Here is an 18,023-nt window from a genome sequence, read left to right as displayed (position 1 = left end):
TAGACGAGATCTCCTGTCGGTACGGCATGCAACCTGGCTTTCTTAATAGGTATTTTCACCAAAAGCGCGGGATTGCATACGCGGGTTGGAGCTCGCCCTCAGAACGCCCAGCGCACACGCACCTGCGCCGATTGGTCGCGGTTGCCTCCTCCGAATTCGCCGTTGTAGCCCAGCGCCAGGGCGGCGCGATTGCTCAGGTCCACCTCGGCCTCCAGGCCGACTACCGCCGCGTTGCGCGCCAGCGGCACGCCAGCCACAGTGAAGTCCTGCCCGCCTTCGAAAGCCATGGTGGACTGGGTGGCCAAGTCGCCAAACGCATGACGCCAGCCCAGCGTGGCGCGCAGACGCCCGTCCCTGCCGCCTGCCGCGAAGTCGCTATGGGCGCGCACGCCCAGCGTCGTGCTGGCCAGGTCGTCGCTGCTATTGTTGCCGCGCAGGGCCGCAAAGCCGCCGCTTTCCTGGAAACCGCGCGTACGTTGCTGGCCCAGGCTGACGCCGGCGAAGGGCTCGATGCCTGCCTTGTCGTCCTGGCCCATGGCGTAGCCCACTTCGGCAAACACCTGCGTGGTGCTGGCGTGATAGTCGGCCTTGAGGGTCTGGCTCAAGGACGTCACCTGGCGTTGCGACGCGATGTCGTGCCAGGTGTAAGCCAGGCCGCCCATGACGTTCAGGCGGCCCGCCCCCAGGCCAAAGGATTTGCCGCCATAGATGGCGGCGCTGTAGCTGTCCACCGTGGCCTTGGAGCTGCGGTCGGACACCTGGCCATCGGCGCGCGTGTAGCCCAACGATCCGCCCAACCGCCAGCCGCTGGCAGCCACTTCGGCGTCGCCCCCCAAGAACAGGCCGCCGGTGTTTTGTTTCCAGCTGGCGGCATTGCCGTCGCCCGCGTAGTTTTGCCAGTGGCCCACGACCTCGGCCCACATGGGCAAGGCGCTGGACGCGGGCCAGGCGGAGGCCGCAATCGGGCCGCCCGACTGCGCGGTCGGCGCGCCAGGGCGCAGCGTGGCAGTGAGATTGCCGTGCAGGTGATTGAGCGCACTGGCGCCGAACATGGCGGCGCCGGCGCGCATGCTGCCTTTGGCCGTGGCGTGGCTTTCGCCGGACAGGCTGTCGAACACGGCCTGGGGCGTTCCCGCAGGCAGCGTTTCAACGTAGCGGTACAGGGCGCTTGCAGGCGCCAGGCTCTCCACCCCGTTGGCCACGGCGGCCTGATTGCGGGTCTCGGCCAGATCGGCAAAGGTCATGCTGCCCGAGCTGTCGTTGGATTTGCGCCGCAACTGCAGCGTCACGTCGGTGCTGGTGTAGTTCAGCGTCGGGGCCAGGTAGGCGTAGTCCGAAGCCACGGTATCGAATCGGCCGATCAGGCTGTTCGCCGACAGGATGGAGTAGGTTTTGGCGACCTCGAAACTGCCCGGCGCACCCATATGAACCACGCCTCCGGCCAGCGTAGCCGTGCCTGCCACCTGGGTCAGCGTGCTGGCGCTGCTGTCGGGGTCGGCCCGCACCTCGTAGGTAGAGCCCGCCTGCAGTTCCAGATCGCCCTGTACGCGCAACGTCCCATAGGGCGTTGCCGCATCGGGGCTCAAGCCCGCTGCCAAGGCTCCGCCGCTCTGGATGATGGTCTTCGCGCCAGAGGATCCTACCGAGCCCGTGCCCGCCAGCTTGCCGCCGCCGGCTACGGTGAGCGCGCCGCCCAGGTTGCCGTCCACGACCAGATAGCTCTGCTGCACAGTCGTGCTGCCGGCAAAGCCGCTGCTGTCGCCTGTCAACGTCAGCGTGCCCGCGCCTGTCTTGGTCAAGCTGCCGTTGCCGAGCAGGGTTTGGCCCATGCTGGCGTCCAGCGTCTGGCGCAGTTCCAGAGCGGCATTGTTGGTGATGACGCCGCTGCCCAGGTTGGCCGCCGATGCCACCAGGCGGCCCGCCCTGATGAACGTGGCGCCCGTGGATGTGTTGGCGCCCGTCAGGGTCAGTGCGCCTGCGCCGGTCTTGCTCAGGCTGCCGCTGCCGCTGAAGGCTTGCGCCATGCTGGCATCCACGGCCTGGTTCAGTTCCAGCGCCGCGTTGTTGATGATGGCGCCGCTGCCCAGGCTGGCCGCCGATGCCACCAGGCGGCCGGCGTTGATGAGCGTGGCGCCGGTGTAGGTGTTGGTTCCCGTCAAGGTCAGCGTGCCGGCGCCGGTCTTGCTCAGACTGCCGCCGCCGCTGATGGCCTGGGCCAGCGCGCCGTCCACGGCCTGGTTCAGCTCCAGCGCCGCATTGTTGATGATGGCGCCGCTGCCCAGGTTGTTCGAAGACGCAATGAGGCGTCCTGCATTGATGAGGGTGCCGCCGGTGGAGGTGTTGGCGCCGGTCAGGGTCAGTGTGCCCGCTCCGGTTTTGGTCAGGCTGCCGCCGCCGCTGATGGCTTGGTTCAGGGTGGCGTCCACGGCCTGGTTCAACTCCAGCGCCGCATGGTTGGCGATGGCGCCGCTGCCCAGGCTGGCGGCGGAGGCCACCAGCCTGCCTGCGTTGATGGCGGTGCCGCCGGTTGACGTGTTCGCGCCCGTAAGAACCAACGTGGCGTCGCCCGTCTTGATCAGGCTGCCGCTACCGCTGATGGTTTGGGCCAGAATGGCATCGCTGGCCTGGTTGAGTTCCAGCGCCGCATTGTTGATGATGGCGCCGCTGCCGATGCTGGTCGCCGACGCCACCAGACGCCCGGCGTTGATGATGGTGTCGCCGGTGGCGCTGTTCGGCCCCGTCAAGGTCAGCGTCGCGTTGCCTTGCTTGATGAGGTCGCCATTGCCGCCGATTGCGCCGCTCAGGAGCAGATCGTGGCTGCCGTCCACCGTCAACGCCTGATCGAGCTGCATGCGGTTGCCCACCGCCATGCTGCTGGCGGTATCCAGATGGGCAGCGCCGGTGACGTGCAACCTACCGCTTCCGAGGGCCGCTTGCTGCCCCAGTATCAAGGTACCGGCATTGAGCTGCGTGTTCCCTGAGTATTGGTTATTACCGTTGAGTTCGAGCGTACCGCTGCCCAGCTTGACCAGCCCCCCTGCGCCGGCAATGTCGCCGTTCAGCGCAAGGTTGTTGCTTCCCGCCAAGGTCAGATCCGCGTCCAGGGCAATGGCGTTGGACAGCGCGATTGCAGCGCTGCTGTCCAACGCAGCCGCCCCCGTGACGCGCAGGCTGCCACTGCCCAGCGCGCTGCCAGTGCCCAGCAACAGTTTGCCTCCCGCCAGGCGGGTGCCGCCGGTGTAGCTGTTGTTGCCATTGAGCGCCAAGGTGCCAGCGTCCAGCTTGGCCAGCGTGGCGTTGCCGCCCAGGTCGACATTCAGCGTGGCCGTCTTGCCGGCGTCTACGCGGATGGCGGCATAACCGGCGGATCCGTCCACCAGTTCCAGCTTCCCGGCCGCTCCCGCCGTCAGCAGATAGCCGTCACTGGTGAACTGCATCCCGGTGGTGCGCTGGGTTCCTTCCACGGTAACCGCGCCGGGGCTGCCCGCGAACACCGCAAAGCTGTCATTCCATCCCGCATTGAACCCGCCGCTGGCGATGGTCCAGTTGGTGTTGCTGCTATTCCAGACACCGCTGCCGCCCTCGACGTTACCGTTGCCGGCGGGCCCGCTGCCGTCCCAGAAGCGGACGTTGGACGTTCCCCCCACCACCAGATTGACCTGACTGGCAACGCTGGTCTGTACTTCCAGGTCGTTGGCGCGCACGCCTGAGGGCAGTGTCCCGAACGCCAGTCCGCGATCGGTCAGCGTGCCGACGTAGTCGAACAGGCGATACACGCCGATCCCGAAGCCACCGGTGTCGATGATGTTGAGCTTGCCATCCAGACGCAGGTTGCCGGCAACTTGGGCCAGGGCTGGCGCATTGGGCGAGGCGACGCCCAAGGCCACATCGATCTGGGAGTCGTCATTGAGCGCCAGCGCCCCCAGGCGCAACGTGGTGCCGCTGGCCAGCCCCAGGCGGCCGCCATCGGCAATGCTGACGGCTCCGCTCAGCGTGCCTGAGCCCGTCAGCGTGGCGCCGCTGGCCACGGCAACGCTGCCAGATCCCAGCGTGCCGTCCACGCGCAGCGTACCCGCATCCACCGCCGTGGCGCCGGCCAGGATGCTATTGCCGCTGAGAACCAAGGAGCCGTTTCCGGTCTTGTTCAGGCCGCCGTTGCCGTTCAGCGCGCCGCTGAAGCTGCCTGCCTGCACATTGAAGGATCCGGCCCGGAGGTCCACGCTGCCCGCGCCATTGAGTTGCCCCGCGCTGCCGCCCTGGTTCAACTGCAGGGTGGCGCCGGACGCGACGTTGACCTGGCTTGGGCTGCCCAGGCCACTGGCGGCGCTGCCGATCAAGCGGCCGGCATCGATGTTGTAGACGCCGCCAAAGGTATTCACGCCGCTCAGGGTCAGCGTGCTGGCCCCGGACTTGGTCAGGCCGCCGTTGCCGCTGAGCGTGCCCGTCAGCGCCAGGCCCTGGGTGCCGGCGAAGGTCAGCGAACCGCTGATGTCTACCGCGTTGGCCAGCGTCACGAAAGCGGTGCTGTCCAGCCTCGCAGTGCCAGCCACGTCCAGACGGCCGCTGCCCAGCGCCTTGTCATGGCCCAGAGCCAGGGTGCCGGCGTTGAGCGTGGTGACGCCGCTGCGGCTCAGGTTGCTGCCGCCAAGGATCAGCGTGCCGTTGCCGTTCTTGATCAGATCGCCGCCGCTCCTCATCTCGCCCGTCAGGGCCAGGCTATTGGCGCCATCCACGGTCAATGCCGCGCCCAGGTGCACCTCGTTGGCCACGGTGATGCTGTTGGCAGCCTGCAAGGTAGAGGCCGAACTCACGTTCAGAAGCGTGTTTCCCAGCGATGTGTCCTGCCCCAGGCGCAGGCCGCCGCCGTTCAGGGTAGTCTGGCCGTCCAGCGCATTGGCGCCTGTCAGGCTTAGCGTACTGTTGCCCTGCTTGACCAGGTCGCCAGTGCCAGACAACGTGCCAGAGAGGGTCAAGTCTCGATCGCCGACGAGGGCCACGGTCCCGCTGACCCACACATTGGTGCCGACATTCATGCCCGCAACGCCCGCCTCGATCGACGTGCCATTGATGGCGTTGAGGATCCCCGTACCGAGCGCCAACGGATTGCCGATGACCAGCCTCCCGCCGGTCAGATTGAGGTTGCCGAGCATGTTGTTGACGCCGTTGAGCGTCAGGGTGCCGCTGCCCGCTTTGATCAGGCCGCCGACACCACTGACGTTTCCGTTCAGGGTCAGATTGGTTCCCACACCCGTCTGCACCGTGGACACGCCATTGAGCACCTGGCTGTTGGCCAGTGCGACATCGATGATATCGGTCGCCAAGGTCGTGCCGCTCCCCAGCGCCACGCTGCCTGTGCCCAATGCCCGGTCGTGGCGCACGACCACGGTGCCGGCGCTGAGCACAGTGCCTCCCGTCCAGCTGTTGTTTCCGCTCAAGATCAAGGAACCCGCGCCTGTCTTGGTGAGCTTGCCGGCGCCCTGGATTGGCGCGCCGATCAGCGCGCTGACGTCGGTATCTGTGATTACCTGCGCGATGCCGTTTGAGCCGTTTATAAGGTTCAGCGCACCGGACGCGTCAAGCTGGCCGACGATGTAGCCGTCGGTTTTGAACTGCATGGCGCGGACATCCTGGGCGCCGTTCACCATTACCAGGCCGTTCTGCCCCAGGAACACCGCGTTGGTGCCTTTCCAGACGCCGTTGTCATTGCCGGAAGACTTGGTCCAGTTGCTGTTGACGCTATTCCATATCCCGCTGCCGCCCTCCACGACGCCGTTGGCGACAGTATTGCCGCCATCCCAATACTGCGTGCCGAGGGTAGGCGAATTGATGACGAGGGTCAGCGTCTTGCCTGCGATGTCGAAGACCCGCCCCACATCGACGGTGCTCAGATCGCTGGGCGTACTGGCGGCAACGAGGTTGGTGCCGGTCAGGCTACCGGTGTAATTGAACAGACGGTAGTTGCCATTGGCCAGGTTGCCCGCGTCGATGATGTTGAAGGTGCTGCTGGTGATCGACAAGTTGCCCTGGATGTTGACCATCGGCGTAAGGCTCGGCGCGCCCAAGGCGAGATCGAGTGTGGCGCCGTTGCTCAGAGTCAAGGAACCCGTGGTCAGGGTATTGCCGCTGCTCAGGGCGAGGCGGCCGCCGCCGGCGACGGTCACGGCGCCGCTCAGGGCGCCGCTGCCGCCAAGCGTGCCGCCGCTGCGGACGTTGACCATGCCGCTGGCCAGGCTTGCGCCGGCAGCGAGGTCCAGGCGTCCGCCGTCTATCGTGGTGAAACCGCTGAAGGTGTTGATGCCGCCCAGGGTCAGCTTGCCGCTGCCCGTCTTGGTGAGGGTGGCGCCCGCAGAGCCGGAGATCGCGCCATTGAGGGTGATGGCGTTGGAACCCGTCACGGTCAGGCCATTGGTCCCCGCAGGCACGTTCAATGCCAGGGAGATGGGATTGTTCACGGTCAGCTGGCTGGCCGAGCTGCGCAGGGTCCCCCCCGCGGCCGTAATTACGCCGCTGCCAGCGAAACCGCCGTTGTCCACCACCAACTCGCCGCCCGTCAGGCTGGTGCTGGTGGCCGCGCCGCTCAACAGCGCGCCGTTGACGGCCCAGGTCCCGCCTTCGACTTGCAGGTTGCTGAAGTTGGTGTACACCGACGAGAAAATCGCACCGCTCCCGGCGGCGCTCGAATCAAACCCGTTGCGCAGGGTCAGCGTGTTGTTGCCATTGGCGCCGCCATCGACGATGCCGACCGGCGCGAATGCCAGGTTGACGCCCAGATTGTTGCCCAGGACGCCGCTGGAGCCGCTGCCCGAGACGCTGCTGCCGGTGACCGCGATGAACTGGTTGGTACTGCCCGCCCCCAGCGACACGCTGCCATATATCGTGCCGCTATTGGTGAAGACATTGCCCTGGCCTGACGTTTCGAACGCAACCCGGCCATGGATGGTGGCGCGATTATTCAGGTGGACCCGGCCGCCGCCATAGACGGCGATCACCGGCCTGGCATCGGCAGCCTCGATGGCGCCGCTTAGCGCCCTGGAGCCGATGGTGCCATTGTTGTCGATGGCGGTCAGCCCGCCGCCGGCATTTTTCACCTCGATCGCCATGCCGTCGAACGTGGACAGGCTCGGCGGCAAATTGCCTGACACGCCGTATATGGCGGCGCCGCTGCTGTTGGTGATGGTCAGGTTGGATGCGACGCCTCCCTCCATTTTCAGCGCCGTGGTGGACTGGTTGAAAGTGCCCCCGCCGGTCGGATCGAAGACGCCGCTGTTGTTCACCGTAATCCCGCGGCCGAGCAGGTGCATCGAGGGCAGGCCGATGACGCTGGAACTGACCGTAGCACCGTTCTGAATATCAAAGAGGAGGTCGTTGCCGGTGACGAAGTAGTCCTGGACCGTGCCGCTACAGGTGAGCGTAGTGCCGTCCGCAGGCGCCACAGGCGTACAGGCGGCGTAGGCCGCGCTGTTGCCAAGCGCGGCGGCCAGCAGCGTGGTCGCGGCGGTCAGCGTGGGCAAGCCGGCCCGGCGCGCGCGCCGCGGGCGTTGGCGGCCTTTGCCCGGGCCTCCAGCGATTTCGCTGACAGCCTGCCACACGCCTACGGCTGCGTTGAACACCACGCGGTAAATTCGGTTCATGGCACCTCCCAGGGGTGCATGGCCCTGGTCTACGAGTGAGATTGCAAGGATTGGAAGGGCCGTTCCGCCCGTCGTGACGCCGCATTGGACGCGGCTGGAGCCAACGTCGCTTTTGTATGCAAATTTTTACAGATCCGCACAATAAGCGATAAGCGGTAACACTGCAACGCTGGATTCTTGCGTGGCCAACATCGCGCGCCGTACCCGATCGGAAAAGATGCCAGCTAGAACAGCACGCCGTCCTGCGGCGACAACGGCGGCGGCAAATTCTTGTCGCCCAGCAATTCCCCGACGTTGATCTCGATGCCGCGGCACAAGGCATCCAGGGGCAGGTTGTTGGGCAGGCGGTCGAAGGGTTCCTCGATCTGCTCGCCCAGGGCGTCCAGCCCGAAGAACGTGTAGGACAGCACGCCTACCATGAACGGCGTCACCCAGCCTATGCTGCCAACCAGACAGAACGGCAGCAGCAGGCAATAGATGTAGACGGTCCGGTGCAGCAGCAGGATGTAGGCAAAGGGAATCGGCGTGCTGCGTATCCGCTCGCAGCCGCCGCCTATGTATGACAGCCGCGTGATCTGGGCATCGATGTCCGCGAGCAGGATGCTGTCCAGCCGCCCTTCCCGCCGCAACTGGGCATAGGCTTGGCTCAAGTCGCCCAGAAGCACACTGGGCGGATTCTCCGCCTGCATGATGCGGGTCGCAGTAGCGGCGGGCAGCCAGGGCTGCAGGCCTTCCTTGGGATCGCTCTGCCTCAGCATGTGCCGCAAGGCATGGGCATAGGCGATGAGGCCGTGCGCCAGTTCACGCTGGCGCACGGCGGGCAGGCCGTCGGGAAGGCTCAGCGTCTGCCGCGTCAGGTTGCGGATGACGATGAGCAGCTCGCCCCAGAGCTTGCGCGCCTCCCACCAGCGTTCGTAGGCCACGCTGTTGCGGAACCCCAGGAAGATGGCCAGGGTCAGTCCGACCAGCGTCAACGGCACCGCGCCCAGCCCCACCCCGCTCAAGGGCAGCCGATGCTCCGCCAGCACCACGGCGGTGGCCAGCAGCATCATGGCGACGACGCGCTTCCAGATGATGGAAACAATCGATCCCTTCAACGTGAACAGCAGCAGCCAGGGAGAGCGGGATGCGGGGCGGACGATCATGACGGCTTACGCTTGGGCGCCTCCCTGCGCGGCTTTGCGGATGCGCACCGGTATCGACTTGTAGGAAGGCGTGCCGCATTCCTTATCGATATAGTCCAGCGGAACCAGGACATTGGCCTCGGGATAGTAGGCCGCGACCGAGCCCCGCGCGATGCTGTATTCAATCGCGGTGATGCCTGCCAGCCGCAGCGTCCGATTCCGCGACACGGTTTCTATGTCCACCAGATCACCGTGCTCCAGGCCCTGCGCGGCCAGGTCTTCCGGATTCATGAAAAGCACGTCGCGGCGGCCGAAGACGCCGCGGTAGCGGTCGTCCAATCCGTAGATCGTGGTGTTGTACTGGTCGTGGCTGCGTATGGTCACCAGCCGCAGCACCTCGTCCGGCCAGGGTTCATAACGCTCGCGCACGCCGGGGAACACCGAGAACATGGCCTTGCCGGTGGGCGTGTTCCACTTGCGCTCGGTCGGCGGCAAGGGCATGCGAAAGCCGCCGGGCACGCGGATGCGCGCGTTGTAGTCGTCGAAACCCGGAACCGTGCGCTCGATCAGGTCGCGGATGCGATCGTAGTTTTGCACCAGCCCCAGCCAGTCGACCTTGCTGTGGGGCAAGGTCGACCGGGCCATGGCGGCGACGATGGCCGGTTCCGAGCGCAGCTCGGCGGACGCCGGCTTGAGCTTGCCCGCCGAGGCGTGGACCATGGACATCGAGTCCTCCACCGTCACCGATTGTGGGCCGTCGGCCTGGACGTCGAGTTCGGTGCGTCCCAGCACCGGCAGCAGGAAGGTCTCGCGCCCCACCAGCAGATGCGAGCGGTTGAGCTTGGTGCCCAGATGCACGCTGAGCGTCAGTTCCTTCATGGCCGCGAAACAGAGTTCGGGATCGGGCAAGGCCACGGCGAAGTTCCCGCCCAGGCAGATGAGCGCTCGGGCGGTGCCGTCGACCATCGCTTCCATGGCCTGCACCGCGTCATGGCCATGGCCCTGCGGCGGCGTGAAGCCGAACTCCGCTTGCAGCTTTGCCAGGAACTCCGGGCTGGGCTTTTCCGTGATGCCGACAGTGCGGTTGCCCTGCACGTTGGAATGGCCGCGCAGGGGGCAGATGCCGGCGCCGGGCTTGCCGAAGTTGCCGCGCATGAGCAGCAGGTCGGCGATCAGCTTGACATTGGCCGTGCCCGTGTTGTGCTGGGTGATCCCCATGCCGTAGGTGACGATGGTGGCGTTGGACTTGGCGTAGGCCTCGGCCACATGCTCCAGGTCGGCGCGCTGCAGGCCGCTTTCGGTTTCGATGTCGGCCCAGGAGGTTGCGTGCAGGTCCGCGGCCAGCGCGTCAAAGCCCAGCGTGTGTTCCGCGATGAACGGGCGATCCAGGACGTTGCCGCGCTGCGCTTCGAGCGCCAGCAGCGCCTTCATGATGCCCTTGAGCGCGGCTGCGTCGCCACCCGCCCGGACCTGATAGTAGGTCGAGGCGATATTGGTCGAGCTGAAGGTCGCCATTTCCACGATGCGCTGCGGATCGGCGAAGCGTTCCAAAGCGCGTTCGCGCAAGGGGTTGAAGACGATGATGGGAACCTTGCGGCGCGCCAATTCGTGCAGCGTGCCCATCATGCGCGGATGATTGGTGCCAGGGTTATGGCCAATGGAAAGGATGAGCTCCGCATGGTCGAAGTCCTCCAGCGAGACCGTGCCCTTGCCTATGCCGATGGACTGCGGCAAGCCCACGCTGGTCGCCTCATGGCACATGTTCGAACAGTCGGGGAAATTATTGGTGCCGAATTCCCGCGCGAACAGCTGAAACAGATAGGCCGCCTCGTTGGAGGCCCGCCCCGAGGTATAGAACTCGGCCTGGTCAGGCGCGTCCAGGCTGCGCAGCGCCTCGCCGATGCGTTCGAACGCGGCATCCCACGATACGGGAACGAATTTGTCCGTGGCCGCGTCGTAGGCCATCGGGTGAGTCAGGCGGCCGAAGTCCTCCAGCTCGTAGTCCGACAGCGCCAGCAATGAAGACACCGTGTGCTGGGCGAAGAAATCCGGCGTCACGCGCTTGCTCGTCGCTTCCCAGGTAACCGCCTTGGCGCCGTTCTCGCAAAACTGGAACGTGGAGCGGTGCTCCTTGTCCGGCCACGCACAGCCTGGACAATCGAAACCCGCCGGCTGGTTGGTACGCAGCAGGACGACGGGGGCCTCCACCACTTCCATCTGTTGCCGCACGGCCTGGGCCGTGGCCTTCAATGCCCCCCAGCCGCCCGCCGGACCGTCATAGGGGCGGATGCCGGGTACTTCACGTCGTTGTTTCATGGCTGGTCTCCTTCAAGCGCCCAATTCCCGCCAGCATGCGGCAACGACAAGAAATGATCTAATTTTTCCTGTGAACCTTTTGATAATCCATGGTTATCAAGGTTTGGCCGCCAGCGAGTGGTTGAGGACGGCCTCCAGGTCCATTTGGCCGGCGATCTGCCAGGCGGCGTCCGATAAGGCAGGCGGCTTGTCGCGCCGCAGCCTGACCAGGCAGACGTCCTCGGCGTGTTCGGGAATGATGGGATGCGCCAGCAGCCCGGCCCCTTCATACTGGGCGGGCAAGGCGCTCAGGGGCATGATGGAGAATGCCCGCCCGCTCTGGCATTCCGTCAGCAGCACGCGGATGTCGTTGCTTTGCAGCACCACGCGCGGCTTGGCTTCCACGCTCTCGAAACATTTGTTCAAGGTCTGGCGGTTTTGCATGTCCGGGCTGAGCAGGCAGAGCGGAAGTTCGCCCACTTCCGACCAATCCAATTGGCGCGGCAAGGAGGCCTGCTCGTTCGCCACCAGCACGTAGCGCTCGGCGTACAGCGGCATCACGTCAAAGTCGGCGCTGTCGAGCACGGACCGCTCATAGAGGATGCCCAACTGGATTTCCTGGGCCTTCAGCCGGCGCAGGATTTCCGGAGTGCTGAGCGAGGTGACTTCCAGCGTCAGTTGGGGAAGGATCTCCCGATACTGGGCGCTGAGCAGCGTCGCCGCATGGTTGGCAGTGGGAATGGCGCCTATCGCCAGGTGGCCTTGCGGCACGCTGCGCACGAGATCGGCCTCCTGCCGCAGCCCCTCCAGCGAAGCCATCACCTGCCGCACCCATTGGATCACCCGCTCGCCTTCGGGCGTAATGCCTTCGAAGGTCCGGTTGCGCTTGACGATCGTGATTCCGAGTTCGCGCTCCAGTTCGCGGATGCCGTTGGACAGCGCGGGTTGCGAGACATGACAGCTTTCCGCCGCCCGTCCAAAATGCCGGTATTTGTCCAGGGCCAGGAGATAGGAGAGCTGACGGATAAACATGGACATCCCCGGATTTCATCGTCGACTTCACGGCTTATAGCGCAAAGCGGTTCAGGTCCGCTTGCAAGCCATGCGGCCGATCTTACTCCCGGCACTTGCTGGCGCGATGCGCCATGTAGCCGAAGACGCAGGCGGCGGCGATGCTTGCCACCCAGACCGCAAGATGCAGCGGCCGTGCCCAAGCCGACCTCAGGCTCTCGTCGAACGCCATCGCCAGCATATCGGCAGAAGCCACGGCCAGCCATAGCAGCGCCGCCGCCCGCCATTGCTCCGTCCACAAGCGGCGCTCGCCTCGCACCAAGGCATGCACGCCGCAAACCATCCATGCCAGAAAGAAAGCCGTCACCTCGCGTTCATGCAACCCCGCCGCATGTGGCCACGCCAGGCGATTGGCCAGCAGGTACGCGGCGCAGGCGCACGTCGGGCCGCAGATCATCGCCACATTCAACCGGTGGGCAGCGCGGCCGAAGCGGGAGGCGGCCGCCGCCGGCCGCGCCGCGTACAGGACCAGTCCCGTCGCGATCATGGCGGCGCCTGACAGGGCCAGCAGGAAGTACAGCGCGCGCAGCAGCGGCGCGGCGTAGTAGCCATAGTGCAGCCCTCCGAGCGTCCGGATCAGTTGCAAGGATCCAGGATAGGCGGTTTGCGCATCGACGACCCGGCCCGTCGCCGCATCCAGGCTGACGCGGTCGGGAAAGGCCAGCAGGCGGTCATCGTACCGGCGCCAGACATCCGCAAGCGCGCCTTGAGTGCCAGGCTGCCTGACCGTGATCGCGGCGATCTTGCCCGCGCCCAGTTCCGCCTCGGCGCGCTGCGCCAGGGCGGCCAGCGGCAGCATTGCGCTCGCACCGCTGCGCGGCGAACTGGCCGGCGGCTGCGGAAACACGTCCGCCACCATCGCCGCCACGTCGCCGCCATAGCGGCTTTGCACGCCTGCGGGCAGATAGCCCAGCAACAGCGTGCTCAAGGCGGTGAGCAGGATCATGCAATGAAACGGCAGCGGCAGCACCGACAGGACGTTGTGCGCATCGAGCCACGCGCGGCCGGGCGAAGCACGCGGCCTGAACAGGAAGAAATCCGCGAAGAAGCGCCGGTGCACGATGACGCCGGAAACCAGCGCCGCCAGCAGCGCCAGGGTACAGGCGCCGACCACCCAGATGCCGGCCTGGCCAGCATGCAGGCTGTAGTGGAACTCGACCAGGAAGTCGCCGCCCTCGGTGTCACGCGGCACGATCTCGCGCCCGCTGGCCGGATCGAGCAGCACGGCGCCGCCGCCCTTTTCATCCTCCCATGACAGCCCCAGCAGGGAACGGCGCGCATCCGGCAGCTCGATGCGCCAGGAAGCCGCCGCCGCGGCATTGCGCGCCAGCCAGTCTTGCGCGCGCTCCAGGGTTGACGGCTGGTCCGCTCGACCAGCCGCGGAACTCTCCGGCTTCATCCAGAGGCTGATTTCAGGCGCGTAGACACTGAGCGCGCCCGTCAGGAACACTGCAAACGCCAGCCAGCCGAACAACAGGCCGACCCAGGTATGCAGCCAGGCCATGCGCTGGCGCAGGCTTCCTTCCGGATAGGCGTTCATGCCGCCGCTCCCCACGCCATGGCCCAGCAGCCCGCGCAGCCTGCGGCAATGATCAGCCACACGCGACCCACGCTGCGGGCCGCGAAAGCCCATATCGCGAGGCCCACGTGCGCGGGAATGGCGGCCAAGGCCGGATAGAGGATGGCGTCGGCAGGCGCCAGCGGCAGTCGCGCCGCCGCTGCCACAGCGGCCCAAACCAGCGCATAGGCGCCCAGCGTGGCCGCGCCCGCACGCGCCGTCACGCCGCGCCAATTGCCGTGCGGCCTCACCATGCGTACCGCAGCGTGGCCAACACCAGCCGCCCGGCGCCGTAGGTGCACGACGTGGTGGTCACGCAAGTGCCCACATACGTGCGGTCGAACAGGTTGCTGGCGTTCAGCGACAGCGTCATGCCCCGCATCGCGGGCTGCATCCGGCCCAGGTCGTAGGACAGGGCGGCATCGACCAGCGTCACCGCCGGAATGCGCAAGGTGTTGGCCGCATCGCCCCAGTCGGCGCCGATGTAGCGCACGCCCGCTCCCAGTCCCAGACCCTGCAGCGGCCCCTCCTGCACCTTGTATGCCAGCCATGCCGCGGCCTGGTGCGCCGGCGCGTAGTACTGCTTCTTGCCCTGCCGCGACTGCGGCGCGCCATCGACGATGTCGACGTTGGAACTCTTGGTCACCACGGCGTCGACGTAGGAGTACGAGGCGATCACGTCCCAGCCGCGCGCGAGGCTGGCCTTGCCTTCCAGTTCGATCCCGCGCGAGCGGACCTCGCCCGCCTGCAGCTGGAAGCCCGGAGGACGGCCCGGCGTGGTATCGCTGGTCAGCACGTTGGTTTGCGTCAATTGATAGGCCGACAGCGTCACCATGCTGTCGCTGCCCGGCGGCTGGTACTTCAATCCCGCCTCGATCTGCCGGCCCTTGGTCGGCTGGAATGGGTTGCTCTCGTAGTCGGTGCCTCCCGTGGGCGCGAAGGACGTCGAGTACGCCACATAAGGCGCCAGGCCGCTTTCCAGCATGTAGGTCAGGCCCGCCCTGCCGGTAAAGGCCGAATCGTTCTGCGCGACCTTGCCGGACGTCAGCAGATTGCGGGTCGTGCCGCGCGCCATGTCGTAGCGGCCGCCCAGTGTCAGCAGCCAGTTGCCGTACGAGATCTGGTCCTGCGCGTAGACGCCGGACTGTTCGGTGCGCTGGCGCGAATCGATGCGGGGAATCAGGTCCGAGATGCCCGGCCGGGGCCGCCCATACACCGGATCGTAGAGGTCCAGCGGCGGCACGCCGGCGATGACGTTGGCGAACTGGTAGGTGTCGCGCATGTCCAGATAGTCGAAGCCAGCCAGGAACTCGTGCCCGACCTGGCCGGTGTTGAAGCGCGCGACGGCCTGGGTATCCACGTTCAGCGTCGCCCCGGTGCCCTTGCCCTGCGACATCGAACGCGACCAGGTGCGCATGTCCACCGGATTGAGCATATAGCCCACGGTGGTGCGCGCCTCGCCCCGCATGTGGCTGTAGCGCAGTTGCTGCCTGACGGTCCAGGTGTCGTTGAACTGGTGCGAAAACAGATAGCCCGCCGAGTACTGCTCCCGGTCATAGGTATCCCAGCCGGGTTCGCCGGTATAGCGGTCGCGGGGAATGCGGCCGTTGGGATTGGAGTAAAGCGTGCCTGCCGCCGGCAGATTGCCGTACATGGGCACCTGGTGGTCCTTTTGATAGAAGCCCAGCAAGGTCAGCGAGGTGGCCGCCGACGGCCGCCACGTCAATGCCGGAGCGACGAAGGTCCGGTCCTCTTCCGAGTAATGGGCGGACTGGGCCGCATCGCGCTGCAATGCGACCAGGCGATAGCTCCACTGTCCGTCCTGGTCCATCGGGCCGCTCAAATCGGCGGCAGCCTGGATCCGGCCATAGCTCCCGGTCTGCAACTCGATCTCGCGCTGGGGCGCCGGCGTCGGCAGCTTGCTGACCATATTGATGAGGCCGCCGGGCGTATTCTGGCCGTACAGCACCGAGGACGGCCCTTTCAGCACCTCCACCCGCTCCAGCCCGTAGGGCTCGATCTGCAGCATGCCAAAGCTGTATGCGCCAAATGGCAGCCGGGCGCCGTCCAGGTTGTTGCGCGCGGCGTGGCCGCCGCGCAGGTAGATGTTGTCGTAGCGCAGATCGGCGCTGCCGCCCGGCGAATAGGCGCCCGGCGTGTAGGCCAGCGCCTCGACGATGCTGCGCGCGCCTCGCATCGTTATCTCGTCGCGCGTGACCACGTTCACCGTCTGCGGGATCTCCAGGATGGGCGTGTCGGTCTTGGTGCCGCTGGCGCTGCGCTGCGCCACGATGCCGGCTACGGGTCCGTAGGCCGACTCGTCCGTGCCCTCCACCCGCACCGCCGGCAGCACTGCCGCCGGCTCGTTGGGCACGCGCCTCAGCGTGTAGACATTGGCGCCATCGCGCCGCGCCGCCAACGGCGTGCCCGCCAGCAATTTGGCCAGCCCCGCCTCGACCGTCCATGCGCCTTGCAGCCCGGCCGTGCGCAAGCCTTCGGCCAGCGCCGGGTCGAACGAAAGATTGATGCGAGCCACCCCGGCGAAGGCCGACAGCGCCGGTCCCAGCGGGCCCGCCGGAATGTCGAACCGTGCCTGGACGGCTGCGCCGGACGTATTCGCAGCCGGCTGCGCGTGGATGGCCGGCGCCACTGCCACCAGTGCCGCGCAGAGCGCGCCAGCGGCGGCGCGGCGGTTCGTGCGGCAAGCTGGCCTGGCCGCGTTGTTCTTGCTTGAAAGCATGCTGATCCCGACGAAGTACGAGCGAAGGTGCTATATGGACTTGTCGGACGAAGCGAAAAAAGGGGCCAAAAATCCGCGCGCCACGGTCAGGCCGGCGCCACGCTGACCCAGTAGCGGCTGCGCGAAACCACCCGCACCGGCAGGCTGCGCGACACCGCCAGCAGCACCGCATCGGTGTCATCCACCTGGAACCCGCCCGAGATGCGCAGATCGGCCACCGCCGGATCGCAGCGCAACAGGCCCGGGCGATAGCGCGCCAGCTCCTTCAGGAAGTCGGCCAGCCTCATGTCGTCCGCATAAAGCACGCCATCCAGCCAGGCTTGCGGCGGATGGACATAGGCGCGAGGCGCCAGGACTTCACGGTCCGAAAACTCGGCGCATTGCCCTGCCGCCAGCACGACGCCCGCCGCCGCCGCACGCGGCTGCAGCCGCACCTGCCCTTCGATCACCGCGACCCGGCTGCGCGCATCCAGTTGCCGCACGCCGAAGTACGTGCCCAAGGCCTGCACGCTGCCTTCGGCGGTGCGCACCCGCAGCGGCCGAGGGTCCGGCGGCGCCGCATGGGCCGAACGCAGCAGGATTTCGCCCTCCCGCAGCAGCACCAGACGTTGTTCCGCCGAATAGTCCAGGTCCACCGCCGAGGCGGTATTGAGCGCCAGCACGCTGCCGTCCGGCAGCTGGAACTGCCGGCGTTCGCCACTGCTGGTGGCGTAGTCCGCCGTCCAGCTCTGCCAGGGCGCCGTGCGCCATGCCAGCCAGCCCGCCGGCCCCCCCACGATCAGCCCCGCCAGCACCCGCAGACCCGCGCGTCGCGTTGCGTCCGCGTCCATGGCGGCCCGCCCCAGCCCCGGCGGCAAGCCGCCGAACTTGGCCAGGACAGCCTGCGCCCGGGTCCAGGCGCGGTCGTGCTCGGGGCTGCGTTGGCGCCAACGCTCACAGGCCAGCTTGTCCGCATCGGAGAAGCGCCCCGAATGCAACCGCACCAGCCAATCCGCGGCTTCGCCCGCGATCTTCGGATCGATGGCGTCCGTCGCTGCCGTCATGACGCCGCCAGGATGCAATGCTTGAAGGCCTCGGCCATGTAGCGCTTGACCGTGCGCACGCTCACCCCCATCTCGACGCCGATCTGCTCGTACGTCAGGCCGTCGAGTTGCGACAGCAGGAATGCGATCCGGGCCTTGTCCGGCAGGGCCGCCAGCAAGGCGTCCACCTCGCGCAGCGTCTGCAGCACCATCAGGCGCTGCTCTTCCGACGGCGCATGCCGCGCCGGCATGGCCGCGAGGGCGTCGAGGTAGGCCTGCTCCAGCGCATGGCGCCGGTACAGGTCCACCATCAAGCGCTTGGCGATGGTGGTCAGGTAGGCGCGCGGCTCCTGCAACTCCGGCATGGCGCGCCGGCGATAGCTGCTCAGCAACCCGACAAACGTGTCCTGGGCCAGGTCGGCGGCGTCGGCGCTGTTGCCCAGCCGCCGGCGCAGCCAGCCGAACAGCCAGCCGTGATGCGCGTCGTAGATGCGCTGCACGGCGACGGCGGAAGTCGGGTCGGGGGGAGGCATGGCGAGGACGTGGTCGGATTACTTCGATAATGGGAATTAATCGCAATTA

Annotated in this window: 9 protein-coding genes; all 9 read right to left on the bottom strand. The window is 66.7% G+C overall.

Features of this window, described 5'->3' with window-relative positions; genetic code table 11:
* Positions 1-98: 98 nt before the first annotated feature.
* Positions 99-7,631, bottom strand: coding sequence for an autotransporter-associated beta strand repeat-containing protein (locus IB268_RS29575; protein WP_192355231.1), 7,533 nt, complete (start codon positions 7,629-7,631; stop codon positions 99-101).
* A gap of 224 nt (positions 7,632-7,855) precedes the next feature.
* Entirely contained in the window at positions 7,856-8,776 is a 921-nt protein-coding gene (locus tag IB268_RS29570) for a bestrophin family protein (protein WP_192355230.1), read from the bottom strand.
* 6 nt (positions 8,777-8,782) lie between these two features.
* Positions 8,783-11,071, bottom strand: a complete 2,289-nt coding sequence (locus tag IB268_RS29565) for an FdhF/YdeP family oxidoreductase (protein WP_192355229.1) — start codon at positions 11,069-11,071, stop codon at positions 8,783-8,785.
* Positions 11,072-11,167: 96 nt separating this feature from the next.
* Positions 11,168-12,088 carry a LysR family transcriptional regulator gene (locus IB268_RS29560; RefSeq protein ID WP_125471094.1) on the bottom strand — a complete coding sequence of 307 codons (921 nt, stop codon included), beginning with the start codon at positions 12,086-12,088 and terminating at the stop codon, positions 11,168-11,170.
* Between the two features lie 76 nt (positions 12,089-12,164).
* A complete protein-coding gene (locus IB268_RS29555) occupies positions 12,165-13,661 on the bottom strand; it encodes a PepSY domain-containing protein (protein ID WP_192355228.1) in 1,497 nt (498 codons plus the stop codon).
* Positions 13,658-13,933 (bottom strand): iron transporter, encoded by a 276-nt coding sequence (locus IB268_RS29550; protein WP_192353509.1) that lies wholly within the window; start codon positions 13,931-13,933, stop codon positions 13,658-13,660. The genes IB268_RS29555 and IB268_RS29550 overlap by 4 nt, the downstream gene beginning before the upstream one ends.
* Positions 13,927-16,419, bottom strand: a complete 2,493-nt coding sequence (locus IB268_RS29545; protein ID WP_192355227.1) for a TonB-dependent siderophore receptor — start codon at positions 16,417-16,419, stop codon at positions 13,927-13,929. The genes IB268_RS29550 and IB268_RS29545 overlap by 7 nt, the downstream gene beginning before the upstream one ends.
* Positions 16,420-16,505: 86 nt before the next feature.
* Positions 16,506-17,462 (bottom strand): FecR domain-containing protein, encoded by a 957-nt coding sequence (locus IB268_RS29540; protein ID WP_192355226.1) that lies wholly within the window; start codon positions 17,460-17,462, stop codon positions 16,506-16,508.
* Complete coding sequence (locus tag IB268_RS29535) at positions 17,459-17,974, bottom strand: sigma-70 family RNA polymerase sigma factor (protein WP_192353512.1); 516 nt, start codon at positions 17,972-17,974, stop codon at positions 17,459-17,461. Before IB268_RS29535 ends, IB268_RS29540 begins: the two co-directional genes overlap by 4 nt.
* Positions 17,975-18,023 lie beyond the last annotated feature (49 nt).

It is taken from the genome of Achromobacter sp. ACM01, assembly GCF_014851745.1.
GTDB classification, from domain to species: domain Bacteria; phylum Pseudomonadota; class Gammaproteobacteria; order Burkholderiales; family Burkholderiaceae_B; genus Achromobacter; species Achromobacter aegrifaciens.
The sequence above is the reverse complement of the archived record's forward strand: the minus strand, read 5'-3'. Positions and strand labels throughout refer to the sequence as shown.